Here is a 25008-nt window from a genome sequence, read left to right as displayed (position 1 = left end):
GATGGCGCGCTACAAGACGCTTGCTGACGTATCTGCATCGCTTGGCTCAGGAGAGGCAACAAGCCGTGCTCTCGTCGACGCCGCCCTTTCGGCGATCAGCGATCCGGCCGGCCAGGGTGCGAAAACCTTTATCCGTCGCAATCATGCGCGCGCACGCGCCATGGCGGATGCCTCCGACTTGATGCGCAGCGTCGGCCAGGTGCGGTCGCCGCTGGAAGGTGTTGCCATCTCCGTCAAGGATCTCTTCGACCTTGCCGGCGAAGTGACGACGGCGGGCAGCATCGCCAACCGGGATGCAGCACCGGCAGCCGCGGATGCGCCCGTCGTGCAGGCACTTGCCCGTGCCGGCGCGGTCATTACCGGCACGACCAACATGAGCGAATTCGCCTTTTCCGGTCTCGGCCTCAACCCGCACTACGGCACGCCGCTCAACGCTTACGATCGGGTAACCGGCCGCATTCCGGGCGGCTCGTCCTCCGGCGCCGCCGTCTCGGTGACGGACGGCATGGCGGTTGCGGCCATCGGCACCGATACCGGCGGCTCGATCCGCATTCCGGCCGCGCTCTGTGGGCTGACCGGCTTCAAACCGACCGCCCGTCGCGTCAGCCGCGACGCCGTTCTGCCGCTTTCGACCTCGCTCGATTCCATCGGGCCGATTGCGGCAAGTGTTGCCTGCTGCGCCGTGATCGACGGCATCATTTCCGGCGAAACGGACCGCGGCATCCGGGCCATGCCTTTGGCTGGCCTGAGGCTCGCGGTGCCACAGACCGTTGTCCTCAACGACATGGACGATCATGTTTCGGCCACCTTTGCCGCGAGCCTCAGCCTCCTCTCGCAGGAGGGCGCACAGATAATCGAGATCGATGTACCGGAATTTGCTCAGCTTGCGGCCATCAACTCGAAGGGCGGATTGATCGCCGCCGAGGCATGGCATTGGCACCGCAGTCTGCTGGAAAGCCGGGGCGATACCTATGACCAGCGGGTGCGTGGACGCATCCTGCGCGGCCGGGATATCAGCGCTGCGGATTATCTTGATGTGCTGCAGGCACGCACCGCCTGGCAGAAGGGCGTGAATGACAAACTTGTCGGGTTCGATGCCGTCCTGATGCCGACCGTACCGATGATCGCACCCGCAGCCGCCGAGTTGGACGCCGATGATCAGGTCTTTTTCGCGACCAACGGTCTGATGCTCCGCAATCCGACGATGATCAACTTCCTCGATGGATGCGCGCTCTCCGTGCCGTGTCATGAGGCCGGCTCCGCTCCTGTCGGCCTGATGATCGCCGGCGGCCCGATGACGGATGCGAAAATCCTGTCGGTCGGTCTCGCCATTGAACAAGCCCTCACTGTGAGGACGACCGAACAATGACCTTTGCTGCAGGCTCCGCTGCCCATCAGGTCCGGCAGAAGGTGCGCACGCGTGCGCTCTCCAGCCCGACCGCCAATCAGGCTCCCGGCTTCGTACAGGCCAATCTGGCAATCTTGCCGCGCGAGATCGCCTATGATTTCCTGCTGTTCTGCCAGCGCAACCCGAAACCCTGTCCGCTGATCGGCGTGTCGGACGTTGGCGTGCCGATGATCGAAACGCTTGGCCACGATCTGGACATCCGCACCGACGTTCCGCGCTACCGCGTCTGGGAAAACGGCAAGCTCGTCGCCGAACCGCACGATATCCGGGACATCTGGCGCGACGATCTCGTAAGTTTTGCGATCGGATGTTCGTTTTCGTTCGAGGAGGCGCTTCTTGCCTCGAACATCCCCGTCCGTCACATCGAGGACGGGACGAATGTGCCGATGTACAGGACATCGATCGAAACGGTGCCGGCCGGCGTCTTTTCGGGCCCGCTCGTCGTTTCCATGCGCCCGATGAAGCCGCAGGATGCGATCAAGGCGATACAGATCACCAGCCGTTTTCCCTCTGTTCATGGCGCACCGGTTCATATCGGCGATCCGTCGGACATCGGCATCAAGGATATCTCGGCTCCCGACTATGGCGATGCTGTCCGCATCGAGGCCGATGAAATTCCGGTTTTCTGGGCCTGCGGTGTCACCCCCCAGGCAGCCATCGCCCGAGCCGCCCCCCCATTTTCGATCACCCACGCTCCCGGTTACATGCTCGTGACGGACCTGGCGAACGCCGATCTTTCCCTCTGAGGCGGGTCCGTCACCCGATCGCGCTGCTTCCGTGCGCGAAGCAGTCGCTGTCATGTGCAGCACGCGTGCCGTACACACAGGTTCGCGTAAGGTGCAAAGCCTCCCACCGCAGGGGTGGGGGGTTTTTTAATGAGCATTGACCGCCAGGATCGGCAGATCACTGCTCCATGGAGAGGAATTCGAGCACCATGGCTGCCGTCCAGGTGAAGCGTCCGCCGCCCAGGGGCTCCCCCGTCATCGGGTCATAATATTCCGCAAAGCCGCTTTCCCGGATCAGGTCCAGGCTAGAGGCCGTGATCTTGGCCGCGGCATCCACTTCTCCTGCACGTCTCAAGCCATCGGCGATCATGTAATTGATCACCAGCCAGACCGGTCCCCGCCAGTAACGCTTCGCGTCGAAACGGCTATCCTGCGGCGGATGGCTGGCAACGCGAAACCGCGTGCCGTGATTGTCGATGGTTCGCGCGATCGCAGCGGCCCGATCGGTAGGAATGGCGCAGAAAGCGGCCAGCAATCCGCCGACCGAAGCGCTGTCCACCAATGTGCCCCGCGTCCGATCACGGCACAAGTATTGCCCGTGGGGCTCGGACCACAGCGTTTCCATGGCGGCAATGCCCTTCTCGGCGAATTGCCGGTTCTCCCGCGCCAGCTCCGCCTCTCCCAGGTGATCCGCCAGATCGGCCAGATCAGCGCAACTGCGGATGAGGATGGCGTTGAAGCCGGGATCGACAACCTGGAAAGGGGAGGCATCATGCAGTTTCGACGTGTCCCAGCCCAGTCCGCGGAAATGTTCGACCAGCCAGAGGTAACGGTCATACTGTTCCATGGTCGGGCGATGCGCCGGGTTGGCATGCTGGGTGTCGCGACGAACATAGGGCGTGATGCCCTCGGTCGGCACCCTCTCAAACGGTTCATCCCAGTCGATGGAATTGTCTCGCCCCGCCTCCCAGGGATGAATGATGGCAACAAGCCCCTCCCCGCGCGGATCACGCGTTTCGTAAAACCAGCGATGCCATTTCGCGACCTTCGGCAGAAGGGCTTTCACGCGCGCCTCCGCGAGGGCCGTATCTTTGGCGCGGTCGAACAGCCGCTTCAGCGAAAAGCCGGCCACGGGAGGTTGGGTGATGCCGGAGGTCGGCACCGGGCGACCGGTCGCCCAGACCTGCGGACCGGGGAAATAGCCATCATCCATCTGATGAAACACGATGTGCGGAACCATGCCGCAGGGCCACTGATTGTCAAACAGCGTTTCGATTTCCCGCCAGGCGCGATCTTCGTCGAAATGATGCTGGCCGAGGGCCGTGAGGCAGGAATCCCAATTCCATTGAAACGGATAGAGCCCTTTGGTCGGCACCGTATAGGTGCCGCGATCGTTTTCACGCAGGATCTCGATGGCAGTGTCGGCAAGAGTGCTCATGGGATGAACTTTCAGATGAGGGCTGTCTGGGTTTCGGGGTCGAACCACCGAATGCGATCCGGAACCGGAGCAAGATGAAGCGTATCGCCCGGGCGCGGAACGAGGTTGCTGTCAAGAACGGCGCGGAAGGAATGACCCTCCAGCGTTCCGGTCACCAGAGTATGGGGGCCGAGCGGCTCAACAACGCGCACCTCCAAGGCGAACCCGGAACTGGCGGGCTGAACGTCTTCGGGTCTCACCGCAAATTCGGCAGCCTTCACCCGCGGACCGGGCAGGGTCTGCCCTGCGACCTGCCACTGCCCCTCGCCTGCCGGTCTGGCCGGAAGGAAGTTCATCGGCGGATTGCCGATAAAGCTGCCGACGAAGCGCGCGGCCGGATTGCGATAGACCTCGACCGGCTTTGCAGCCTGCACGATCATGCCGCCGTTCATCACGCTGATGCGATCGGCAAGACTCATCGCTTCGACCTGATCGTGCGTCACATAGATCGTCGTCGTCTTGCTTTCGGCCAGCACACCCTTCAGCTCGGCGCGCATTTCGAGCCTCAGCAGCGCATCCAGATTGGAGAGCGGTTCGTCCATCAGGATCACATCCGGTTCCATGGCAAGCGCACGCGCGACGGCCACACGCTGACGCTGACCGCCCGACAACTGGCCGGAATAGCGCTGCAGCAATTGCTCGATGTGCATCAGTTCCGCGCAGCGGTTCACGCGCCGCTGAACATCTGCCTGCGGAAGCTTCTTCATTCTCAGCCCGAAGGCGATGTTCTCGAACACTGTAAGATGCGGGAAAACCGCATAGTTCTGGAACACCATCGCGATGCCCCGCTCGCGCGGCGGCAAGTGATCCACCCGCCGACCGCCGATCCACACCTCGCCGGTGGAAGGCGTCTCGAGCCCCGCAATGATGCGCAGCAATGTCGTCTTGCCACAGCCGGATGCGCCCAGCAGCACCATGAACTCCTGATCGGAGATGGTGAGATCCACGGAATGCAGGGCCTTGAAGCTGCCAAAGCTCTTGGCGACATCCTTGATTTCGATGATAGCCATGGGTTCTCCCTATCGGTTTGCGATGCCCCACATCGCAAACAGGTATTTGCGAACGGCGAATATGAAGATGAGTGCAGGCATGACGAGCGCCGCGCCGCCGGCGAACTTGAGCGGCAGGGGTGACACGTCGAGCGACTGCAGCAGGAAGGCTGTCAGGGTGCGGTTCTCGATGGTCAGAACCGCCGCCGCGAACACTTCATTCCAGCTGATGACGAAGGCAAAGACGGCGCTTGCGGCAATGCCGGGCGCTGCGAGCGGCAGGATCACCTTGATGAAGGCCTGAAGCCGTGTACAGCCGAGCGTCCAGGCGGCTTCCTCCAGTTCAAGCGGAATTCCGGAAAACAGGGAAAAGGTGATGAGGACCGCAAACGGCAGCGCCAGCGTCGTGTGCACCAGGGCAAGACCGAGGATCGTGTCGTCGAGCCCCGTGCGGATGAACATCACCGCCAGAGGCAGGGCAAGCAGCGGCAGCGGAAAGGCGCGCGTCATGACGACGAGGAAACGAAACAGTTCCTTTCCCGCGAAGTCGAAACGAGACATCGCATAACCGGCCGGAGCGCCAATGCCGATCGACAGGATCATCGTGGCGCAGGCAACGAGCACGGAGTTCAGCAGCGCATCCGCCACACCGGAGAAGCCGAAAAAGAAGCTGAGCGACGCGAGATCGAAAGAAGGCCACAGTGATTTCGGAAAGGCGGCGACTTCTTCGGGCGTCGACAAGGCATTGACGAAAAGCAGCCAGATCGGCAGCAGGACCCAGATGACCAGGAGAGCGACACCGGTGACAAACACCCACCTGCCCGAGCGCCGGATCTTGGGGTCGACGGCGGATTGGGTCATGGACGTGCCTCCTTGGGAACGTGAAGCAAACGCAGGATCAAAAGGGTGAAAGCCACCGAGACGCCGAGGATGACCATGGCCAATGCTGCGGCGACGCCACGATCCTGAAGGGCGAATTGCCATTGGTAGGTTTCCGACATCAGCACCGGAACCTGCGTGCCCCCCAGCGCAACGACGACGGCAAAGACCTCGAACGCCAGAATGACGCGCAGAATGAGGGCCGTCTGCAGGCTGGGCTTCAGCATGGGAAGCGTGACTTTGTAGAAACGTTGCCAGCGGGTTGCGCCGAACACTTGCGCCGCCTCACCATATTCCTTCGGGATGAGGCCCATGCCGGCGACCAGGATGACCATCATGATCGCGGTGGCGCGCCACACCTCTGCCAGCACGATGGCGAGGAAGATGATCCAGTGGGTCTGGTAGCCGAGCAGGAGCATCGGCTTGTCCAGAATTCCAAGACCCACGAGAAAGCTGTTCAGGAAGCCGGACTGCTCGAAGATCGACAGCCAGATCAGGCCCGCCGCGAGGTCTGAGATGCCAAGCGGAATGGCGAAAATGTAAAGGATCGTCGAACGTCCGGTCTGAAGTTTGCTGACGATGCTTGCCATGGTGAGCGCCAGCACAAGCTGAACGGGAACGACCGCGGCTGCCAGCAGCATCGTATTCCAGAAGGCGGACCCGAACTTCCAATGCCCGGCCATGCGCTGGAAGTTCTCCAGGCTATAGACGCCATCACGCGTCACGCTGTCGATGGCGACGAGTGAGAACGGGTAGAGAAAGAACAGGCAGAGGAATGCTGTTGCAGGCAGCAAGAGCATGTAGGGCAGCATGCGGGACATGGCTGGACCTTTCAGACCGGCGGGCGTCGTTCAAGCGGGCGAACGGAAGTCCGTTCGCGTTTCCATTCATTCACCCGGCAAGAGACCGGGTGAATGAACCGGTGGCGAACCGTCCGGTCAGTTGACCGGGCAAGGACCATCCGAGGCGGCATCAGGCGCCCAGCAGGGGGCCTTCGTGTCCTTCATCAGGGAACGGAGGACCTCGGCCTGATCGTTCAGGACCTGCTTGACGTCCTGTCCCGCAAGAATGATCCGCTCGAAGGTGTCGACATACACCTGATTGAACTGGCCACCCTTATCGCCAAGCCCCATGGGAAGCAGCGTCGGCAGAGCGTCCTTCGCTTCCGTCATGGCAGTGATGGCGGGACCGGACACCTTCACGGACGGTGGCAGGTCGGCCGGCAGATCCGTCTTCACAACCGGGAAGAAGTTGGTGGCGCGCAGGGTTGCCACCTGTGTCTCGGGTTTCAGCATATAGCTGACCAGAGCCTTTGCTTGTTCCATGTCCGGCGCTGTCTTGGGGATGGCGACCCCGGCGATGACAGACATGAAGGCCCGACCCTTGGGACCCGCAGGCGCAGGGAATGCCACAAAGTCATCCGGGCGCTTGTTGAAGGCATCGGCAAGCCGGGCGACGTGATCGAAGGCAATGAGCACTTCGCCTGTCAGAAGCGGTTCCTGCATGAAGGAGTAGTTGGTCGAGGCGGGGTTCGTGTACTGCCACAATTCCTTGAACTTGTTCCACGCCGTTTCCGCTTCAGCCGACCGGAAGTTGCTGACCATCGAATGCGTGTAGGACGGCAGCAGGAACCCCTGGAAAAACCTGTGCTTCAGACCTTTCGGCCCGGCCGGAAAGCCGAACTTCGGTCCGCCGGTTGCCTCTGCTGTGGCCTTGGCCCAGGCTATCAGCTGATCATAGGTCAGGCTGTTGAGATCGGCGCCCTGCGGCAGGTACTGCAGCGCCTTCTTGTCGGCGGCCATCAGGTAGGTCGCCTGCATCCAGGGTATGTATTTCTGCTCGGACGTGCCGAGCTTGCCGAGCTGCATCAGGCCATCCCCGATCGACACATGATCAATGGCGGACAGATCGACCAGATTGTTTTCGAGACCCGACAGCTCCCCATGCAGTCCCCCGAGTACCGTGATCGTGCCCTTGCCGGCCTTTAGTTCGGCATCGATACGGGTGCGCCAGGGCCCTTCGTCGGAGGCCTGATAATCGACACCGCCGGAAAATTTCGACAGGACGTCGGCGCGCATTTTCTGGCTTTCCTCGACGGGTTTAGCCTGCGTCGACCAGAACAGTGGTTCGGCAAGTGCAGGCCCTGCCATGAGGGCAATCATTGCAGCGGCGAGACCACTTAGCAGTTTCGTTTGATTTTTCATGCTCTTCCTCCCTTGTTAAAACGAAATCGTCATCGTGCCGGTCCATGACTGTCGCGAAGGATCAGCTTCGGGCGGATCAATCGCGTCATGGGCGGAGCATCGGGATCGGCTATGCGCGCGACCAGCATCTGCGCGGAGTGCCGGGCTGCCTCGAAGGTATCGCTGTCGAAGGTCGTCAGTCCCGGCCGGGAAAGTGCGGCGGAGCCGATGTTATCGAAGCCGATCACGCTGAGATCGTGCGGCACCTGAAGACCCAACTGCTCGGCCTCCTGCAGAACAGCGAGCGCCAGGCCATCAAAGAGGGCGATGATCGCCGTGGGCCGCTGAGGGCCGGACAGAAGCTCGCGGATGACCACCTGGCGACGTCCGCTGTCATAGCGGGGAGACGTCGCAATGGTCAGCGAGACGGCAGGATCGTTGCACCGCTCGATCGCCGCCAGCAACCCGTCGGTCCGGTGCAGACGGAACGTCATCGGCTCCTCGATCGTCAGCAGCGCAAAGGATCGGTGGCCGAGGGCGTAAAGCAGATCGAAGGCTTCGCCGAACGCCGTTGCGCCATCCGTATCGATCCAATCATGGGCAAGGTCGTCATCCATCACCCGGCCATGGGTGACGAACGGAAACCCCACCGATAGAAGATAGGCAACGCGCGGATCCACCTCGGAGGTTCGGCCGAGGATAAGACCATCGGCACGGCGCGTTTCAACAATGTTGCGGATGACCGAAAGCTCGGACTGCCCTTCAGCCACCGCCGAGAGAAAAAGGTCTATGCCGCTTTCGGACAGCCCCTTGCCCAAGCCGGAAATGTAACTGCCGAGATAGCTGTCTTCGCGACCATAGCCCGGATCCGTCAGAACGAGGCCGGCAAAGCCACTGTTGCGCTTGCCGACGAGGATCTGCGCCGCGCGGTTCGGCATGTAACCCAGGCTCTCCGCAGCCTCCCGCACGCGCGCACAGGTTGCTTCCGGAATGCGCCCCGAGCCGCTCAAGGCGCGGGACACGGTGGACACAGACAGGCCAAGCGCCTTCGCAATGTCCTTGATTGTCGCCGCAGCCATGCAAAGCCTCCCGTTTCCGCACGTCAGTGAAGGAACGGTAACACAAAGATTCGTGTTGAGCAAACGTTTGCGCAAACAAGTGCGCGGACGAGTGGGGCCACGGCGCGGCACAGGCGTTGCAGCACCCTCTGTTCAGACAGTCTCGACCTCGTGGCCACCGGGCAGCCGGCAGAGATCGTGTTCGGAGGGCCGCTGTCTCTGGCCCTCCTCAATCACACGACGCCTTTTGCCCCGCTCCCGGCAGGACGATCAGCGAGTTGCGATCATGGAAGTGACGTCCTGCCGAACATTCTGCAGCGCGCTGCCGTCCATCTCCGTTGCCGGAAGGCCGAGATGGTGCAGGATGCTGGGGGCGATGTCGGTGATGGAGCTTTGCGTCGCGACGAGCCGTCCGGCCTCGAAGCCGTCGCCGATCATCATGAGCACGGGGTTGGTCTCATAGGCTCCGCGACCGCCATGCATGCCGCAGTCGCGGCGGATCTCGCCGATCTCCTCGTCGAAGCGCACGGCCATGGCGGACAGTCCCGGAACGCCGTTGATGTTGGCGCCTTCGGTTTTTGCCATGTCGATGGCAATCAGATCGTCGCCCGGGATCTGGCCGAGCGCCGCGAGATCTTCACCCATGAACACATTGTCCACCCAGGGCTGCTGGCGCAGCCAATCGGCTGCCTCACGGCGGCGGCTCGAAGCCTCGCCGCCGAAATGGATGAAGGCGGCGCAGCCCTGGGGTGCAACGACGATTTCAGGCCCCTCAAGCGACGATTTGAAACCGGCTTCGAACAAACGGCGTTCGACCGGAATGGCCTCGGTGACGGATTCGTGGCCATGGTCGGAGCCAATGATGAACAGCACCTCATGACCCTCGTCGCGCAGTCGCTCCACCGCCTCCGCCACCTGACCGACCAGCCGGTCGGCGCCGGCAAGCGCTGCGAGGTGAACCTCGGAGCCCAGCGGCGCGGCATGCATGGACTTGTCGGGTTCAGACAGCCAGAGTGTCGCGGCGGAGGGGCGGCGCTCCAACAGAGCCTCGATGAAGCGACGCGTAACGATCGCATCGCCCTCGTGCCCGGCTGCGGTCGTCAGAGTTTCTCCCGTCGGGATACGACCTGGCGCGTAGCAGAGTTCGCGGTGATACATATGGGCATGGCTGTAGCTGTCATGGAAGAAGGCAGCACCTGGCGAGGCATTGCTGGCGATGATCGAACCATAGAGACCCGAGACCCGCTCCGACACGGCCGGACGGGCCAGCATGCGGCCATAATGACGACGATAGGTTTCAAAAAATTCGGGTTTGCCGGCATCATGGAATTCGAAGCCGCCGTCGATCGGCAGGCCCATGCAATTGCCGCGAAGGCCATGGGACAGCGAATGGCATCCCGTGGCGATGGACGCGGAGGACGCCCGCGTGGCGGACGGAAAGATCCCGCGCTGATTGGCAAACCAGGTGCCGGCGCGCTTGAGCGATGCCATCACGGGTGTCGTTTCGTCAGTGACGAAGTCCGGGCGATTGCCATCGCACATAACTGTGACTGCAATTCTATGGGCCATGGGATGTCCTTGATCGGAGTGTGTGTAATTTTGGAGATCAGCCGAAATTGGCCGGTAAGGGTCGCTCCGGCAGCGAAGTCGTGGTTTTGGCTTCTTCGGTCCAATTGCTCGCGTCGATGCTGAGGAAAAGGCGCGGTCGCACCACCTGATGACGAAGACCGTCCGCATCGAGATGCCAGACCAGATAGCCGGTACGCATGGGACTGATATCGGCCGGCGGATTAGCCGGCATGTTGACGAAGGACGTGGCGGGCGCTGTAACGATGCGAAGGCCTTGATGGTCGCACTGGGTGTGCCTGTGAATGTGCCCCGAGGCCAGCACCGTCACACCATGGGCAAGGCACCGGTCAAGCAGCCAGCGGCGCGGCTCCAGCAGGATGCAATGGGTCGTGATCGCCGCATCGTCGGGATCCTTGCCGAACGGCGGCATGTGCGTAAAGACCATGGTCGTGCGACAGTCGCGTTCTGCAAGCGCGGTCTCGAAAAAGGCGGCCTGTACGGCTTCCTGTTCGTGGCCGCTGCCCATCAAGGCGCTGTCCAGCCCGACCAGCCGAAGACGAAGGTCACCCTTTTCCAGATCCTCGACCCACCAGGAGGGACCCACATGCGTCCGCCAGGCCTCAAGGCGCATGTCATTGACGGGTTGGTTGAGGCGTGAGGCGATGGACGCTTCGCCGACGTCGTGATTGCCGGCAATGGCCCGCCACGGAGAAGGAAGCTCCCGGTGGCAGGCAACCGCAAAGGCGAGATCATCGGGCCGCTCCGGCCCGTTGAACGAGATGTCGCCCGAATTGACGATGAAATCGGGCGACAGGGCGTGCATTTCCGCAACGAAGACAGGCCAGTTGGCCGTGAACCAGGCATGGCTACGCGACAGATGCGTATCGGATACCTGAACGATGGTCAGCCTCTTGGCCATTAATGTCTCCTCAAGCCTGCGGGAAGCGCAGGTTGTCGGGGCGAAGGTCCATGAAATAGAAGGTGGTCGGACGCCACTGGATCGACTTCTTGATCGCGTAGGCTTCGAAGGGCTGGTAGAGGATCGTGCCGGGGGCTTCGTCTTCCCAGGTGTCCAGCATCTTCACAAACAGGGCCTTGCGCTTGGCCGGATCGGTTTCGGCTTCCAGCGCCTTGCCATAATCGTTGAAGGCCTTGCGGGAGTCGATGGACCACACATCCTTCGCCTGGATCTCACCACCCGGACCCCAGGCGACCCAGAGCGCGCCGAGCGGATCTGGCAGACGCGTCGAGTTCGACCAGTTGTAGATCTGGGCACCTTCGCTTCGCATCTGGTCGGAGGTCTCGACCACCTGCAGCTCGGCATTGATGCCGACGGCCTTCCACATTTCGACCAGAACCTGTGCGGCTTCAAGCGCATTGGTATAGTAGGAGGCCTGCGTCCTGTAGACAATCTTTTCGCCCTTGTAGCCAGCCTCGGCAAGCAGGGCCTTGGCTTTCTGCGGGTCGTAAGGCAGCTTGCGGCCTTCCACGAACATCTGGCCATATTCCGGATAGTTGTGGCTGCCGGGCACCTCTGCCTTGCCGAGCCAGAGCGTATCGACGAGTTTCTGGCGGTCGATGGCATTGGCGAGCGCCTGGCGCACGCGCTTGTCGGCGAGAACCTTGTCGTGATTGTCGAACACCAGGACATGCACATTGGCAAGCACGACCGATCGGACTTCGATATCGTCATAACCGCCGATGATCCCAACCTGGTCCGGGGGAACATTCGTGATCAGATCGAATTCGCCGGAGACCAGACCCGCGACACGGGCAGCCAGTTCCGGCACGGCGCGGAAGGTCACCTTCCTGGCAGTCGGCTTGCCGAGGAAGTAGTCATCGAAAGCTTCGAGCGCCGTCGCATCGTTCTGGCTGTGCGAGACGACCTTGTAAGGACCGGTTGCGACCGGCGCGCGCGAATAGGCGTCGAAGCCCATCTCCTCATAGGCGCGCTTGTTGACGATCCAGGCACACCAGGAGGCGAGACGCTGCTCGAGAAGAACATCGTCAACCTTGGTGGTGAAGCGGACGGTATAGCGATCGATGGCAATGACATCCTTCAGGACGCCGAAATAGGGCTTGCCGCTCGGGATCTGGGCCTTTTCTCCACGCAGGCGGCCATCACGGAAGGTATAGGCGACATCCTCCGCGGTCAGCTCGTCGCCATTGTGGAATTTGACGCCCTGGCGCAGATGGACGATCAGTTCGGAGGGGCTGACACGCTCCCAGGAGGTTGCCAGATGCGGCTTCAGAGCCGAGCCGCCGCCATCCGGCGTGGCAAGAAAGTCGCGCCGGATCAGAGTGTCGAAGATGGAATAGGTGACGCGCGTGCCGACGTTGGAGAGTTCGCGGGCCGGCTCCAGCGTCGCCGGCAGCGCGGCGACGGCAACGGTGAAATCCGGACGGGTTGCGCCGGCCGCGGCAAAGGCCGATGGCACGAAATCAAAGATGAAAGGCGTCAGGGCGGCACCCTGCAGCAGCAGGCGACGGTTGATGTTGGGCATCATGGGCTCCGTTGGTTGAGACGACGGGATTGGGCATGGCCGGGCTTCGTGGCCGCGGCCTTGTTGCGGGAAGGCCTCTCTTCAGCCTCCCGGGGAATTCAGTTGGCGGGATTGCCGCATGTCGCGCACGGCGAGGCCCGCTCGGACATCGTTCAGCATCACGGCATCGGGTTGCGCGGCGAGAACGTCCGCCATCGCCTCGTTCGAGATGACCCCGACGCCGTCATGGGTTGGGGTGCCGGCCATGACGATCACCTTGAGACCGATGGACTGCAGCCGCTCGACTGCGGCCGCCGACGCATCTTTTTCCCAAAGCCGGGCCCAAGCACCGCCCATGGCGGACAGATCCGGATAGTCGCCATAGTCTCGAAACAGGCCGAGGATCGGACTGTCCGGCAGGTGCTGCCGAACCACCTCGCTCGCGGCAAGCGAGCGGGTACCGAAGGCGACCGGCGCATCATCGCCGAGATGTGGTGCGATCAGCTCCAGTCCGGCCCGCAGCGCCTCCGGTTCGGTGATCTTCGTATCCAGCAGGATGGAAATGCGCCCGCCGACAATCTCTGAAGCCTCGGGGACCGTCAGCAGGCCGGGATGAATACGGTGAAGATCATCGTGGTCGATCTCGCGGATTGCTCTTGCATCGCCATGCAGTCGGATGAGCGTGTCGTCATGGAAGACGACCGGGATGCCATCGCGGGTCAGTCGCCAGTCGAATTCGATGAAATCGGCGCCGGCAGCGATGGCCTGTTCGAAGGCGTCCCTCGAATTCTCGCCAGCCTCCGCGCTTGCGCCGCGATGGCCGCCGATAAAGGCCGGCTCGCCCGCACGTCTTGGTCTCGTCCAAATGGAAGCGTAAGTCATCGCGTCATCCTTCCTTCTCGACCGTCGGGTCGAGCCGGTCGCGGAGCCAGTCTCCAAAGAGGCTCATGGCCAGCGTCGTCAGGAAGATTACGATCCCCGGCAAAACGGCGATCCACCAGGCGTTCAGCAGGTAGTTGCGGCCCTCGCCCAGCATCAGTCCCAGCGAAGTACCAGGCGGCTGGATGCCGAGCCCCAGGAAGGACAGCGAGGTTTCGAGCAGGATCGTGCCGGGGAAGTTGAGCGTCGCCTGCACGACGAGAGCGGCGGCGATATTGGGCAGCAGATGGCGGAAGACGACGCGACCGGGTCCGGCACCGAGCGCTTCAACCGCTTTCACGTAGTCGGCCGATTGCTCCGAGATCACCTGACCGCGCGCAAGGCGGGCGTAGCGCTCCCAGCCCTCCAGGCTGACGAGCACGATGAACAGAGGGATGCTGTTGCCGAAGAAGGCGAGAAAGGCGATCGCGATGAAAAGCGACGGCATCGCGGTCTGAATATCGGCGAGCATCATCACGAAGAGATCCGCAAGACCGCGCAGGCGACCGGCGGCCAGTCCCATGAGGGTGCCGCCGACCGCGCCGATGAGGGTGCCCAGGACGGCGATGAGGATCGAGGTCCGCAGCGCATAGATGATGCGGCTGAGGACATCGCGCCCCAGATGATCGGTGCCGAGACTATGGTCCCAGGAGCCTCCCATGAACACCGGCGGCCGGAACCGGGCGAGGAGATCCTGCGTCGTGTAGTGGGCAGGTGCCACGAGATCGGCACAGATCGCGACGACGACCACGAGAACGAGCCATGCCAGGCTGAGGGCGATCGAGATCGGCAAGCCGCCGAACAAACGGCGCGGGGAAAACGAACTGCTGTCGATGGCGGTCATTTTGCACCTCCAAGCGTGCGGGCAAGGCTGACCTTGGGGTCGATCACCGCGTGGAGGATATCGACCAGCAGGTTGGACATGACGATGATGAGGGTGACCGTCAGGATGACACCCTGAACCACCGGCAGGTCACGCATGTAGACAGACGACACCAGCAGCCGGCCAAGACCCGGCCAGGCAAAAATGGTTTCGGTGACCACGGCTCCTGACAGCACGAGACCGATTTCGATGCCGTAGAACATCAAGAGCGGCACCATGGCATTGGGTAGCGCGTGGCGCAGGATCACCCTGGTCTCTCCCGCGCCCTTGGCATGTGCCGTGCGGATGAACTGCTTGCCCATCACTTCCAGCGTCGCCGTTCGTGCAAAGCGGGCGATGCGCCCGGCCAGCGGCAGCGCGAGCGTGACCGTCGGCATGATCAGATGCATCCAGGTCTTTGCGCCGGAGGACGGCAGGATTCGCAGTTGCAAGGCAAAAAGCAGGATCATCATGATGCCGAGGAAGAAGATCGGCATGGAATAGCCGAGAACGGCAAAGGCCATGACCCCGCGGTCGATCGCACCGCCACGCCGCACGGCTCCGATGATGCCGAAGGTGAGCCCGAGGATGGAGGCCAGAAGCAGGGCCGACAGGCCAAGCAGCAGGGTCCGCGGCAGTGTCTCAGCAATGACGTTGACCACGGGCAGGTCATTGGTGAAGGAAACGCCCAGATCGCCGCGAACAGCCCTGCCGAGGAAGGCGAAATACTGCACGTAAAGCGGCTGATCCAGCCCCCATGCCACCCGGTACTCCTCCATGACCGATGGAGGCGTCTCGGCCGGCAGCAGCTGATCGACCGGGTCGCCAGCAGTGCGCAGGACAATGAAGACCAGTGATACGCACAGGAGCAACGTGATCACCGAACGCAGTATCCGGTAAAGGATGGCAACGAGGCTCTGGAATGTCATGGGGATAGGCCTTCCACGGCATGGGCGGGTGCGGTGCCGCTGGCGGATGCGCCAGACCGGGCAGGCGATGATCCGGCAGCGACATGGCAGGCGACCAGCCGGTTGCCTCCGAGCGAAAGAAGAGACGGGACATCCGTGCGGCACCGAGCGATGGCCAAGGGGCAGCGTGGATGAAACGAACAGCCGGATGGCCGCTGTGCCGGGTTCGGCGGCTCGCCCTGCAGCATGTCCCGGTCGGCCATGCGACGACCGGGGATCGGTGCGGCGGACACCAGCGCGCGGGTATAGGGATGTTCCGGCCGCACGAAGAGATCGTCAGCGTCACCCTCCTCGACGATCCGACCCAGATACATGACGGCGATGCGGCGGCTGATCTGGCGGACCACCCGCAGGTCATGGCTGATGAACACCATGGTCAGGCCAAGTTCGGCCTGCAGGTCGCTCAGCAGATTGACCACCTGCGCCTGGATCGACACGTCGAGCGCGGAGACGGGCTCGTCGCAGACCAGAAGATCCGGCTTCGATACCAGTGCGCGGGCGAGAACCACCCGCTGACGCTGGCCACCGGACAGTTCGTGCGGAAAGCGTTTCGTCACGCCGGCGGAGAGACCGACGGCCTGCAGCAATTCGCTGACGCGCGCATCGCGCTCCGCGATCGTCCCGAGGCCATGGATGTCGAGCGGTTCGCGCACCTGGGCCGCGACCGGTAGTCGGCGGTCCAGTGCGCCGAGCGGGTCTTGATAGATCATCTGCATCCGCATCCTAAGCCGCCGCCAATCCGGGCTTGCGGACGGCGCCATGGTCTTGCCTTCGAAGAGGACCTCGCCGCTGCTCGCCGGCTCCAGCCCGAGGACGACGCGCCCGGTCGTCGACTTGCCGGAACCGCTTTCGCCGACGATGCCGAGGGTGTCGCCCCGCTCGAGCCTCAGCGAGACGTCATCGACAGCCCTGATGCCGGTGGCCTTGGCAAACAGGCCACGGTGCATGTCGTAGACCTTGGCAATCGATCTGGCTTCCAGAAGAGGAGTGGTCATGACAGGACGGGCTCCATCAGAGCGCCGTCCTGATCGGCACGGTCGAGATGGAGGGCGTTGAAGCAGGCGAGATTTCGACCACCACCCATGCCGGACAGCGTCGGCACAGAGGTTGCACAGGCGGCAATCGCACGGCTGCATCGGGGTGCGAAGGAACAGCCCTGTGGAAGCGCGCGAGGATCCGGGACCTGACCTGCGATGGACACCAGCCGGCGGCGCGGGCCGTCAAGGCGCGGCAGGCTGTCGATCAGACCTCGGCTGTAGGGATGGGCCGGACTGTCGAAGAGCTGTCGAGCACTCGCCTCTTCGACAATGCGTCCGGCATACATCACTGCGACGCGATCGCAGGTCTGGGCAACGACGCCGAGGTCATGACTGATCAGCACGAGGCCGGTGCCGGATTCCCGCTGCACGAGGGCCAGCAGATCGAGGATCTGCGCCTGGATTGTCACGTCAAGCGCGGTGGTCGGCTCGTCGGCAATCAGAAGATCCGGCTCGCCGGCCAGCGCCATGGCGATCATGACGCGCTGGTTCTGGCCGCCCGACAGCTCGTGCGGATAGGAAGAAAGTCGCCGCCCGGCATCCGGAATGCCGACGAGATCCAGCAGGCGACGCGCCTCTGTCTTCGCCGAGCGACCGGTCATCCCGCGATGCAGCAGGAGGGCTTCGCCGATCTGGCTGCCGATGGTCAACATCGGGTTCAAGGCGCTGGCAGGATCCTGGAAGATCATGGCGATGCGCCCGCCGCGGATCCGCCGCAGTGCAGAGGGGGCCATGCCGACGAGGTTCTGGCCATCGAGCGTGGCACGGCCGGTGACTTTCGCCGTTGCCGGCAGCAGGCCGAGGGCTGCAAGCCAAGTCACCGATTTGCCTGAGCCGGATTCCCCGACCAGGCCAAGCGTTTCGCCGCGACCGATGGCAAGGTTCACGGCATGGAGAACGGTCACCCCATTGAAGGCGACGGTCAGATCGTCCAGTGTCACATAGTTACTCATTGACCGCAGCCTCCAGCGTTCTCACTGGTGCGGACCTGGTCGGCCGGCAGTTCTTGATGACGGTATTGGATGACAGCCCATGGATGCCACGCAACGCGTGACCGAGGACGACATGCGGCCCGCCCCTGCGGCTCAGCTCAGGGAGCAGCACGCGCTGGTCAGCGTTCCGAACCGTTGACGACGTCCGTCTTGTGCGGGAACAGCTGACGATAGGGGCCCCCGCCAGACAGATGGCGGACCTTGGTCCCGCGCGCCGGGGATGGCTTCTGCTTAAGCAGCCCTGGGTGAGATCGTTTTGAGAGAGGTCGTTTTCCATGGGGCCGAGGTTGGGCCCGGTCTATGACATCGCGATATCATTCGAATGAATTTATTTTTAAGGATTTATGACGCTTCCGTGGCACCTTTCGGTCGGCCGGTCCTTCGGAGGACGTCGAGGGGCACCTTCGTCGTTGGATACGACAGTCGCGCTGAAATGAACGCGATCCCTGCGGTGGATGGCCCTCCGGACGCTTCGTCTTCAGAAGACGGCCAGCCGCCAAGAGATGGTACACCAAAATGGCGCCCTGCCGTCTCATTCCGGCAAGGCGCCAAATCATGCGTGCTGGCACTCAGGGCGCGAGCGATGCTTTCAGCTTGGACACCGTATCCGCTTCCATCTGGCCGATCGTCGTCACCTGACCGTCCGTGATTTTCCACAGGCGGAACGGACCGGTGATGTCTCCATACTTGTCGAAGGAGACCGGGCCGATGACGCCTTCATACTTGATCGGCTTTCCGTCCTTGATCAGCTTCAGCGCCTTTTCGAACTCCGCCTTGCCGGCGTAGATCGGTTCGCCGCCGGGGGCCACCACTTCGGGGATCGCGGCCTTGATCGCGGCCTTGTCGGCCTTGCCGGCCTTGGCGATGGCGAGTGCCACGATGGCACCGGCATCGTAGGAGCGGTCGGCCGCCGGTGCGGACGGCGAAATGCCGCCCGAGAACTTCTCGTAGGCGCCGTTGAAATATTCCGTCGATTTCGTCGGACGGGTGCCGGACGACGTGCCATAGGCATCGTTCAGGTACTGGGCGCCGACGCTTTCGATGAAGTCCTTTGAGTTCATGCCATCATTCAGCAGGAACTTCGCCGCACCGCCGCCGGAGAGCCACGCGCGCGCGATCGTTGCGCCATCCACGGGCGTGCTGACGAGATAGAGCGCGTCCGGATCGCCCTTCATCGCGGCACTCGCTTCCGAAGAGTAGCTCGCCTGCTTTTCGTTGTAGGGCGTCGTCGAGGTGATCGTGCCGCCGAGTTTGGCATAGGCGGCGGTGAATTCCTTCACCAGGTTCACGCCGAAATCGTTGTTGACGTGAATGATGGCGATCTTCTTCAGACCCTGGTCGAGCGCGTATTGCGCCGCCGCCGTTCCCTGCAGCGCATCCGACGTGATGGTGCGGAAGAAGACGCCGTTCGTCTTGCCGTCACGGCCAAGCGCCGTCAGCGTCGGCGAGGACGAGGCGGGCGAGACCTGCACCACGCCGGCTGCGGCCGTGACCGAGCTCAGGATCGGGATCGATACAGACGAGATGATGCCGCCGATGATGACCGGCACCTTCTTGATGTTGACGAGCTGGGTTGCCTGATCGACGGCCACCGTGCCCTGGCTCTGGCTGTCACGGGTGTCCATCACCAACTTGCAGCCGCCGACGCCGCCGGCATCGTTGAAATCCTTGAAGGCCATTTCGACGGATTTTGCACCCGCCTTGCCATATTCACCGGCAGGGCCGGTGAGTTCCATGACGACGCCGACCGTGATGTCGCAATCGGCGGAGAGAGCCGGAAGGGCCGAGATGGCAAGCCCAGCCAGCATGGTGGATGCGAGAACCAGTTTTTTCATGTCATTCCCCTTTGTTGAGATTGTATTTCATGATGCTCCCGTGACGTCCGTTGCGGTCGCGTTCGAGCGTGTAGACGTCACCCTCCAGCTCCTTCGCCTCGGCCATTACGGCCTCGATGTCGGAGAGATCCCCGGCCGACAACGTGATGTCGGCGATGGCAAGGTTCGATGCGAGATGATCGCGGTTGCGCGCCCCGACGATGACCGCCGCAACGCCCGGGCGCCGCAGCATGGCGGCACTGGCAATGGTGGCGATATCGGTCTGGTGCCGGTCGGCGATGCGCCGCAGGGTGGCAAGCATCGCCTGAAAGAGATCCCAGCCGCCGATGTCATCGATGATCAGCTTGTATTTGGTGAGCGAGCGGTTTTCGAGCGGATGTTCGGGCTCGGCGACGCCCAGCCATTTGTCGCTGAGGAAGCCGCCAGCCACCGTTCCGTAACAGAACAGCGCGAAGTTGTTTCGGGCGGAGAGCGCCACCATGCGTTTTTCCGGCCGGCGGTCGAGCAACGAATATTGCAGTTGCAGCGATGCAAGCGGAATACCGGCGCCGACAAGCGCTTCCACATGGTCGCTGTCGAAATTGGTGCCGCTCACCTTGTTGATCTTGCCGGCGGCTTGCAACTCCTTCAGCCATCCCGCCGTCTTGAGCCAGCCATCGATGTCATAGGCCCACCAGTGGAACTGCACGAGGTCGAGCCGTTCGAGGTTCAGGCGCTTCAGCGAGGTGTCGATGACGCTTTCGACATAGGCTTTGCTGATGGTCGGCAGCACCGTGAGATCCGGCACGAACTTGGTATGCACGCGAATCCGGCTCAACGCGTCGGCGCCGCGCAGATCGCGGTAGCGCAGTCGGAACTGGCCGATCAGCTCCTCGACGCCGGTATAGATGTCCGCACAGTCGAAGGTGGTGATGCCGGCATCGGCGAAGGCCACCATATCATCGATGGCGGCTGCCGGATCGACGGCGCCGTGCCCGCCGGCCAACTGCCAGCCGCCGCGGATGACGCGGGAGATTTCATAGCCGGGCGCGAGGGTGATGCGTTGCATGGGATCAGTCTTCTTTCAGGGGAACGGCTGTGGTTTCGGCATGGCTGAAGCGGCGAAGCCCGGTGCGGCGAATGCGCAGGCGCGTGGCGCAGTTGGGATCCGGACAGGCAATATCCGCGTCCGTCGTCATCCAGTCATGCGGGTGCGTGGGGCGCTGCTTAGCGGCAAGCAGGGGCAAAACGGAAGCGAGCGAATAAATCGAGATGCCCTGCCCCGGCGGCAGATGCAACATCTCGCCCTTCAGTTCGAAATAGTCGCCGGGCTTTGCCCCGCAATAGACCGGGCCGTCTTCCGGAACCACCACCTCGACATGCAGGTCGAAGAGCTCGAAGCTGTCGTCCTGGCTCATGCCGCCTCCTCGCCAGCCGACAGACGCGCGCGGACCAGATCGAAAGAGCGGCCAATATCGTTGGCAAGCGCCTGCTTGGCGGCGTCCGCATTACCCTTCTCGATCGCGTCGATCATCGCCCAGTGATGGTCGGTGGCGGCAAGACCGCCCTGTTCGTCATGGATCTGGGCAGCGGCGCGCACCACCGGCCCGGACTGCAGCCACAGGCTTTCCACGATCGGGATCAGCACATGCGATCCAGCCGCACGGTAGATGTGGAAATGGAAACTCTGGTTGAACTGCGATGTGACCGGCCCGATATCCTGGCCGTGTTCCTCAAAGGCCTGGTCGCATTCCTGGTTCACCTGCTTCAGGACCTCGATATCCTCCGGCGTGAGATTGGGTATCGCCATCTCGGCAAGACGTCCCTCGATCAGCACGCGAGCCCGCTCCAGATCGTCCAGCCGCTGGCGGGTGATCAGCGGCACGCGGACGGTCCGGTTGGGCATCGCCTCCAGCGCCTGCTCCGAGACAAGCCGCCCCAAGGCTTCGCGCACCGGCATGGTGCTGGTCTGCAGCCGTTCGGCCAACTCCACGATCCGCAACGGATCACCGGCTGCAAAGCCGCCACTGATCAGCGTCTGCCGCAACTGCGCGTAAACCCGGTCCTGAACCGTTTCCCGCCCGACCGGCGTCAGCGCCTCAACACTGTTGGTGCTTGGTTCCGTCATCCCTGCCTCATTCACCAACCGTGGAAATTTCCGGTTGATTTTCGTTTAGGCTTAAAGTTTGATCAAACATCATTCATCAAATCAAGACCCAATTTCATGATGACCGCAAGCGCCAATCGAGACCTGACGGCACACCCTCCCCCGATCATCGAGGCCAGGCGGCTGACGAAGCGGTTTTTCGGTGTCTCGGCGGTCGATGGCATGTCGTTGACGGTCGGGCGCCAGGAGATGGTGGGCCTCATCGGACCGAACGGTGCCGGCAAGACCACCATGTTCAGCCTGATCGCCGGAAGCCTGCAGCCGACCGAGGGCGAATTGTGGATTTCCGGGCGCGAGGTCTCCCGCGAGGCGCCGGAAAAGCGCATCGGCCACGGCCTTGCCCGCACCTTCCAGATCCCGAAACCGTTCGGAGAGATGAGCGTGCTGGAAAACCTGCTGGTCGGCGGCCAGCACCAACAGGGCGAAGGCCTGCTTGCCAACTTCCTGAAGCCAGCGACCGTGCGTGCCGAAGAAAAGGCGCTGATCGAGAAGGCGCGCGGGCTTCTGGATTTCGTCACGCTTTCCCATCTCGAACACCAGCCGGCGCGGGTCCTGTCTGGCGGTCAGCGCAAGCTTCTGGAACTTGCACGCGTGCTGATGGCCGATCCGGACGTGATCCTGCTCGACGAGCCGGCAGCGGGGGTGAACCCTGCCCTGCTCGAAGTCATCATCGAGCGCGTCTTTGCCCTGAACAGGCAAGGGAAATCGATCCTTCTGATCGAACACAACATGGATATGGTCTCGCGGCTCTGCACGCGCGTCGTTGCCATGGCGCTTGGTAAACTGTTGGCGGAAGGCACGCCCTCCGAGGTCGCCTCCAACCCGGCCGTGATCGAGGCCTATCTCGGAGGCGGTGCATGACGAACGCCATCCTCTCGACCAGTGGATTGATGGCCGGTTACGAGCCGGACCTGCCGATCGTGCGCGGCATCGATTTTTCCGTGGCGCAGGGCGAGCTTGTGGTGCTGCTCGGGCCGAATGGCGCCGGTAAATCCACCTTCGTCAAGGCAATTGCCGGGCTGGTGCCGATCCATGCCGGCACGATGACGCTGAACGGACGCGACATCACGCATGTCGCGCCGCATCGCAAGGTGGCGGAGGGACTGGCCTTCGTGCCGCAGACGGAAAACGTCTTTGCCACCATGACCATCCTGGAAAACCTGCAGATCGCCGTCGCTCACCTGCCGAAGGCCAAGCGCGGTGCGGCGATCGAGGCCCTGTTCACGCGCTTCCCGGATCTCGCGGCCCGGCCTTCGCGTCTGGCCGGTGCGCTCTCCGGCGGCCAGCGGCAGATGCTGGCGGTCGCGCGGGCACTGGCCCTCGATCCGCCGGTGATCATCCTCGACGAACCCTCGGCCGGCCTTTCACCGAAAATCGTCAACGAGGTCTTCGAGATGCTGCAGGGGATCAATGCAAGCGGCGTGACCGTGCTGCTGGTGGAGCAGAACGTGAAGGCCGCACTCGCGATCGCCAGCCGCGCCGTCATCCTCGCCGAAGGCCGCATTGCCCACGAGGGCCTGCCGCAGGAGCTGGCAAGCGATCCGCTGGTCGGCAAGATCTATCTCGGCACCGCTCATTCCCATCAGGGAGCGCCTGCATGAACCCGCAATTCATCATGGACGGGCTGATCAGCGGCGCGATCATTGGTCTCGGCGCGGTCGGCGTAACGCTGACCTATTCCATCCTGCGCTTTTCGAATTTCGCGCACGGCGAACTTCTGTCCTGGGGTGCCTATCTGGCGCTCGCCGTTGCTGGTGCGCTCGGCTATCTCGCGGCCGGCCTCACGAAGCCGATCGCACCGTTTTCCTTCGGCTGGGCGCTGCCGATCTCGGCAGTGGTGGCCATCGGCTTGACCGGACTTCTGGCGCTGGCGGTGGATGCGCTGCTTTTCTCCAGCTTCCGCCGGCGCGGCAGCGCGATCATCATCATGGTCATGGCGAGCTTCGGCGCGTCGCTGGCGCTACGCAGCCTCTTGGAATTCCTGTTCACCTCGCGGCCCGCCTATTTCACCAAGGCGCTGCAGATCGCCATGAAACTGGGTGGTGGCCTGCGAGCGACACCGGACCAGCTGCTGATGCTGGGCGTGGCGCTGTTCGCAGTCATCTGCGTTCACCTGTTGATGACGCGCACCGATATCGGCCGCGCCATGCGGGCGGTCAGCGAAAATCCGGCACTCGCCAGCATTGCCGGCATCGATGTGCGCCGTGTGATCCGCACCGTGTGGTTCCTCGGCGCAGCACTGGCCTGTGTGGCGGGCATCATGAGCGGTCTCCTGATCCAGATCAGGCCCTATCTCGGCCATGACCTGCTCCTGCCGCTGTTTGCCGCAGCGATCCTTGGCGGTATCGGCAGCGTGCCCGGCGCCATGCTGGCCGGTCTCATCATCGGCCTTTGCGAGGCGCTCGCCGTGCAGGCGGTGGGGGCGGAATGGCGCGCCGCCGTCTCCTTCGTCATCCTCATCGCCGTCCTCCTCGTGCGTCCGCGCGGCCTGTTCGGGAAAGCGTCATGACCCTCGATATCCTCGCTTACGCCGCCTTCTTTCTCACCATGGCGCTGACCTATGCGATCATCTGCCTCGGTTTGAATGTGCAATGGGGCATGACCGGCCTGTTCAATGTCGGCATCGCCGCCTTTGTTGCCGTCGGTTCCTATACTTCCGCGCTGCTGACAACCCCGCCGAGCCCGGACCGTTTCGGCGGCTTCGACCTGCCGATCGCGGTGGGTTGGCTTGGCGCCGCGATCATGTCCGGCCTGCTCTCCTGGGCGGTCGGTGCGCTGACCATCCGCCTGCGGGCCGATTATCTGGCCATCGCCACCTTCGGGATTGCGGTCACCGTGCAGCTCTGCATGCTGAACCTGCAGCCGATCACCGGCGGCGCCTTCGGCATCGGCTTCATCCCGCGTCCCTTTGCCGACCTGCAAAGCGATGCGCTTGCCTTCAGCCTCGCCAATTTCGCGGTGATGGCCGTGGTGGTTCTCGCCCTCTATTATGCGCTGGAGCATCTGGCGAAAAGCCCTTGGGGACGCGTGCTGCGCGCCATCCGCGAGGACGAGATGGCGGCGCAGGCGCTCGGAAAACGGCCGATCCGCTTTCGCCTGCAGGCCTTTGCGCTGGGTGGTGCGATCATGGGGCTTGCGGGCGCCGCCCAGGCGCATTTCATCGGCTTCATCGCGCCCGATAATTACATGCCGATCCTCACGTTTCAGGTCTGGGCCATGCTGATCGTCGGCGGCTCGGGCAACAATCGCGGCGCGATTGCCGGCGCCATCCTCGTCTGGGGGCTCTGGGCGCTCTCTGCCGCCGCCGTCTCCAGCTTCGTCCCGGCAGACCAGCAGGCACGGGCCGCCGCCCTGCAGATCGTCGCCATCGGTATCGGCCTCTGCCTCATGCTTCTCTGGCGCCCGCGCGGCCTATTCGGCGAAGTCAGTCCGCTGACCCGCCTGAAGGCCCTTCGCAACGCCCCATCCAAGGAATGACC

Annotated in this window: 24 protein-coding genes; 6 read left to right on the top strand and 18 right to left on the bottom strand. The window is 63.0% G+C overall.

All coding sequences use genetic code 11. The features are described from left to right. Window position 1: 1 nt before the first annotated feature. Both G6N78_RS22575 and G6N78_RS22570 read left to right on the top strand, forming a co-directional pair. Window positions 2–1369 (top strand): amidase, encoded by a 1368-nt coding sequence (locus G6N78_RS22575; protein ID WP_165224216.1) that lies wholly within the window; start codon window positions 2–4, stop codon window positions 1367–1369. Continuing rightward, entirely contained in the window at window positions 1366–2154 is a 789-nt protein-coding gene (locus tag G6N78_RS22570; protein WP_165224214.1) for a putative hydro-lyase, read from the top strand. Before G6N78_RS22575 ends, G6N78_RS22570 begins: the two co-directional genes overlap by 4 nt. A gap of 157 nt (window positions 2155–2311) precedes the next feature. Here the strand turns inward: G6N78_RS22570 and G6N78_RS22565 are convergent, their stop codons facing one another. The 18 genes from G6N78_RS22565 to G6N78_RS22480 form a co-directional block, all read right to left on the bottom strand. Continuing rightward, the gene (locus G6N78_RS22565) at window positions 2312–3571 is read right to left on the bottom strand and encodes an amylo-alpha-1,6-glucosidase (RefSeq protein ID WP_165224212.1); all 1260 of its coding nucleotides are present in this window, start codon (window positions 3569–3571) and stop codon (window positions 2312–2314) included. A gap of 11 nt (window positions 3572–3582) precedes the next feature. After that, on the bottom strand, window positions 3583–4620 hold the full coding sequence (locus G6N78_RS22560) for an ABC transporter ATP-binding protein (RefSeq protein WP_165224210.1): 1038 nt from the start codon (window positions 4618–4620) through the stop codon (window positions 3583–3585). A gap of 9 nt (window positions 4621–4629) precedes the next feature. Continuing rightward, window positions 4630–5460, bottom strand: coding sequence for a carbohydrate ABC transporter permease (locus G6N78_RS22555; RefSeq protein WP_165224208.1), 831 nt, complete (start codon window positions 5458–5460; stop codon window positions 4630–4632). Further along, complete coding sequence (locus G6N78_RS22550) at window positions 5457–6299, bottom strand: carbohydrate ABC transporter permease (protein WP_165224205.1); 843 nt, start codon at window positions 6297–6299, stop codon at window positions 5457–5459. The genes G6N78_RS22555 and G6N78_RS22550 overlap by 4 nt, the downstream gene beginning before the upstream one ends. A gap of 117 nt (window positions 6300–6416) precedes the next feature. Further along, window positions 6417–7682: an ABC transporter substrate-binding protein gene (locus G6N78_RS22545; RefSeq protein ID WP_165224203.1), complete on the bottom strand. Its 1266-nt coding sequence runs from the start codon at window positions 7680–7682 to the stop codon at window positions 6417–6419. A 29-nt stretch (window positions 7683–7711) separates the two neighbouring features. After that, the gene (locus G6N78_RS22540; RefSeq protein ID WP_165224201.1) at window positions 7712–8740 is read right to left on the bottom strand and encodes a LacI family DNA-binding transcriptional regulator; all 1029 of its coding nucleotides are present in this window, start codon (window positions 8738–8740) and stop codon (window positions 7712–7714) included. Window positions 8741–8989: 249 nt separating this feature from the next. Further along, window positions 8990–10288, bottom strand: a complete 1299-nt coding sequence (locus tag G6N78_RS22535; RefSeq protein WP_165224198.1) for an alkaline phosphatase family protein — start codon at window positions 10286–10288, stop codon at window positions 8990–8992. A 37-nt stretch (window positions 10289–10325) separates the two neighbouring features. Further along, the gene (locus G6N78_RS22530) at window positions 10326–11207 is read right to left on the bottom strand and encodes a metallophosphoesterase family protein (RefSeq protein ID WP_165224195.1); all 882 of its coding nucleotides are present in this window, start codon (window positions 11205–11207) and stop codon (window positions 10326–10328) included. Window positions 11208–11217: 10 nt separating this feature from the next. Next, a complete protein-coding gene (locus G6N78_RS22525; RefSeq protein WP_165224192.1) occupies window positions 11218–12792 on the bottom strand; it encodes an ABC transporter substrate-binding protein in 1575 nt (524 codons plus the stop codon). An 81-nt stretch (window positions 12793–12873) separates the two neighbouring features. Further along, a complete protein-coding gene (locus G6N78_RS22520) occupies window positions 12874–13653 on the bottom strand; it encodes a glycerophosphodiester phosphodiesterase (protein WP_165224189.1) in 780 nt (259 codons plus the stop codon). A gap of 4 nt (window positions 13654–13657) precedes the next feature. Then, the gene (locus tag G6N78_RS22515) at window positions 13658–14533 is read right to left on the bottom strand and encodes an ABC transporter permease (RefSeq protein WP_165224186.1); all 876 of its coding nucleotides are present in this window, start codon (window positions 14531–14533) and stop codon (window positions 13658–13660) included. Further along, window positions 14530–15480, bottom strand: coding sequence for an ABC transporter permease (locus tag G6N78_RS22510; protein WP_165224183.1), 951 nt, complete (start codon window positions 15478–15480; stop codon window positions 14530–14532). The genes G6N78_RS22515 and G6N78_RS22510 overlap by 4 nt, the downstream gene beginning before the upstream one ends. After that, on the bottom strand, window positions 15477–16514 hold the full coding sequence (locus G6N78_RS22505) for an ABC transporter ATP-binding protein (protein ID WP_165224180.1): 1038 nt from the start codon (window positions 16512–16514) through the stop codon (window positions 15477–15479). Before G6N78_RS22505 ends, G6N78_RS22510 begins: the two co-directional genes overlap by 4 nt. After that, window positions 16511–17509: an ABC transporter ATP-binding protein gene (locus G6N78_RS22500; RefSeq protein ID WP_165224177.1), complete on the bottom strand. Its 999-nt coding sequence runs from the start codon at window positions 17507–17509 to the stop codon at window positions 16511–16513. The genes G6N78_RS22505 and G6N78_RS22500 overlap by 4 nt, the downstream gene beginning before the upstream one ends. A gap of 608 nt (window positions 17510–18117) precedes the next feature. After that, window positions 18118–19383: an ABC transporter substrate-binding protein gene (locus tag G6N78_RS22495; protein WP_165224174.1), complete on the bottom strand. Its 1266-nt coding sequence runs from the start codon at window positions 19381–19383 to the stop codon at window positions 18118–18120. 1 nt (window position 19384) lies between these two features. Next, window positions 19385–20431 (bottom strand): aldo/keto reductase, encoded by a 1047-nt coding sequence (locus G6N78_RS22490; RefSeq protein ID WP_165224171.1) that lies wholly within the window; start codon window positions 20429–20431, stop codon window positions 19385–19387. A 4-nt stretch (window positions 20432–20435) separates the two neighbouring features. Next, window positions 20436–20780, bottom strand: coding sequence for a TIGR04076 family protein (locus G6N78_RS22485; protein WP_165224168.1), 345 nt, complete (start codon window positions 20778–20780; stop codon window positions 20436–20438). Beyond that, on the bottom strand, window positions 20777–21490 hold the full coding sequence (locus G6N78_RS22480) for a GntR family transcriptional regulator (RefSeq protein ID WP_165224164.1): 714 nt from the start codon (window positions 21488–21490) through the stop codon (window positions 20777–20779). The genes G6N78_RS22485 and G6N78_RS22480 overlap by 4 nt, the downstream gene beginning before the upstream one ends. Window positions 21491–21589: 99 nt before the next feature. On the opposite strand from G6N78_RS22480, the gene G6N78_RS22475 reads away from it, so the two are divergent. From G6N78_RS22475 to G6N78_RS22460, 4 genes are read left to right on the top strand one after another with little or no spacing between them, the layout of a single operon-like run. Further along, entirely contained in the window at window positions 21590–22390 is an 801-nt protein-coding gene (locus G6N78_RS22475) for an ABC transporter ATP-binding protein (RefSeq protein ID WP_165225407.1), read from the top strand. Further along, window positions 22387–23130, top strand: coding sequence for an ABC transporter ATP-binding protein (locus G6N78_RS22470; RefSeq protein WP_165224161.1), 744 nt, complete (start codon window positions 22387–22389; stop codon window positions 23128–23130). Before G6N78_RS22475 ends, G6N78_RS22470 begins: the two co-directional genes overlap by 4 nt. After that, a complete protein-coding gene (locus G6N78_RS22465) occupies window positions 23127–24038 on the top strand; it encodes a branched-chain amino acid ABC transporter permease (RefSeq protein WP_165224158.1) in 912 nt (303 codons plus the stop codon). The genes G6N78_RS22470 and G6N78_RS22465 overlap by 4 nt, the downstream gene beginning before the upstream one ends. Further along, entirely contained in the window at window positions 24035–25006 is a 972-nt protein-coding gene (locus G6N78_RS22460) for a branched-chain amino acid ABC transporter permease (protein WP_165224155.1), read from the top strand. The genes G6N78_RS22465 and G6N78_RS22460 overlap by 4 nt, the downstream gene beginning before the upstream one ends. The last annotated feature ends 2 nt before the right edge of the window (window positions 25007–25008 follow it).

The sequence above is a fragment of the Allorhizobium pseudoryzae genome, assembly GCF_011046245.1.
Taxonomy (GTDB): Bacteria; Pseudomonadota; Alphaproteobacteria; order Rhizobiales; family Rhizobiaceae; genus Neorhizobium; species Neorhizobium pseudoryzae.
This window is presented reverse-complemented; position numbering and strand designations above follow the sequence as displayed.

What these genes read in the sequence shown, in the direction of transcription:
- G6N78_RS22490 (WP_165224171.1), bottom strand. Translation starts at nt 20,431, where the DNA reads ATGCAACGCATCACCCTCGCGCCCGGCTATGAAATCTCCCGCGTCATC.
- G6N78_RS22570 (WP_165224214.1), top strand. Translation starts at nt 1,366, where the DNA reads ATGACCTTTGCTGCAGGCTCCGCTGCCCATCAGGTCCGGCAGAAGGTG.
- G6N78_RS22465 (WP_165224158.1), top strand. Translation starts at nt 23,127, where the DNA reads ATGAACCCGCAATTCATCATGGACGGGCTGATCAGCGGCGCGATCATT.
- G6N78_RS22500 (WP_165224177.1), bottom strand. Translation starts at nt 17,509, where the DNA reads ATGAGTAACTATGTGACACTGGACGATCTGACCGTCGCCTTCAATGGG.
- G6N78_RS22565 (WP_165224212.1), bottom strand. Translation starts at nt 3,571, where the DNA reads ATGAGCACTCTTGCCGACACTGCCATCGAGATCCTGCGTGAAAACGAT.
- G6N78_RS22480 (WP_165224164.1), bottom strand. Translation starts at nt 21,490, where the DNA reads ATGACGGAACCAAGCACCAACAGTGTTGAGGCGCTGACGCCGGTCGGG.
- G6N78_RS22475 (WP_165225407.1), top strand. Translation starts at nt 21,590, where the DNA reads ATGACCGCAAGCGCCAATCGAGACCTGACGGCACACCCTCCCCCGATC.
- G6N78_RS22545 (WP_165224203.1), bottom strand. Translation starts at nt 7,682, where the DNA reads ATGAAAAATCAAACGAAACTGCTAAGTGGTCTCGCCGCTGCAATGATT.
- G6N78_RS22510 (WP_165224183.1), bottom strand. Translation starts at nt 15,480, where the DNA reads ATGACATTCCAGAGCCTCGTTGCCATCCTTTACCGGATACTGCGTTCG.
- G6N78_RS22485 (WP_165224168.1), bottom strand. Translation starts at nt 20,780, where the DNA reads ATGAGCCAGGACGACAGCTTCGAGCTCTTCGACCTGCATGTCGAGGTG.
- G6N78_RS22530 (WP_165224195.1), bottom strand. Translation starts at nt 11,207, where the DNA reads ATGGCCAAGAGGCTGACCATCGTTCAGGTATCCGATACGCATCTGTCG.
- G6N78_RS22520 (WP_165224189.1), bottom strand. Translation starts at nt 13,653, where the DNA reads ATGACTTACGCTTCCATTTGGACGAGACCAAGACGTGCGGGCGAGCCG.
- G6N78_RS22515 (WP_165224186.1), bottom strand. Translation starts at nt 14,533, where the DNA reads ATGACCGCCATCGACAGCAGTTCGTTTTCCCCGCGCCGTTTGTTCGGC.
- G6N78_RS22560 (WP_165224210.1), bottom strand. Translation starts at nt 4,620, where the DNA reads ATGGCTATCATCGAAATCAAGGATGTCGCCAAGAGCTTTGGCAGCTTC.
- G6N78_RS22470 (WP_165224161.1), top strand. Translation starts at nt 22,387, where the DNA reads ATGACGAACGCCATCCTCTCGACCAGTGGATTGATGGCCGGTTACGAG.
- G6N78_RS22460 (WP_165224155.1), top strand. Translation starts at nt 24,035, where the DNA reads ATGACCCTCGATATCCTCGCTTACGCCGCCTTCTTTCTCACCATGGCG.
- G6N78_RS22535 (WP_165224198.1), bottom strand. Translation starts at nt 10,288, where the DNA reads ATGGCCCATAGAATTGCAGTCACAGTTATGTGCGATGGCAATCGCCCG.
- G6N78_RS22505 (WP_165224180.1), bottom strand. Translation starts at nt 16,514, where the DNA reads ATGACCACTCCTCTTCTGGAAGCCAGATCGATTGCCAAGGTCTACGAC.
- G6N78_RS22575 (WP_165224216.1), top strand. Translation starts at nt 2, where the DNA reads ATGGCGCGCTACAAGACGCTTGCTGACGTATCTGCATCGCTTGGCTCA.
- G6N78_RS22495 (WP_165224174.1), bottom strand. Translation starts at nt 19,383, where the DNA reads ATGAAAAAACTGGTTCTCGCATCCACCATGCTGGCTGGGCTTGCCATC.
- G6N78_RS22540 (WP_165224201.1), bottom strand. Translation starts at nt 8,740, where the DNA reads ATGGCTGCGGCGACAATCAAGGACATTGCGAAGGCGCTTGGCCTGTCT.
- G6N78_RS22555 (WP_165224208.1), bottom strand. Translation starts at nt 5,460, where the DNA reads ATGACCCAATCCGCCGTCGACCCCAAGATCCGGCGCTCGGGCAGGTGG.
- G6N78_RS22525 (WP_165224192.1), bottom strand. Translation starts at nt 12,792, where the DNA reads ATGCCCAACATCAACCGTCGCCTGCTGCTGCAGGGTGCCGCCCTGACG.
- G6N78_RS22550 (WP_165224205.1), bottom strand. Translation starts at nt 6,299, where the DNA reads ATGTCCCGCATGCTGCCCTACATGCTCTTGCTGCCTGCAACAGCATTC.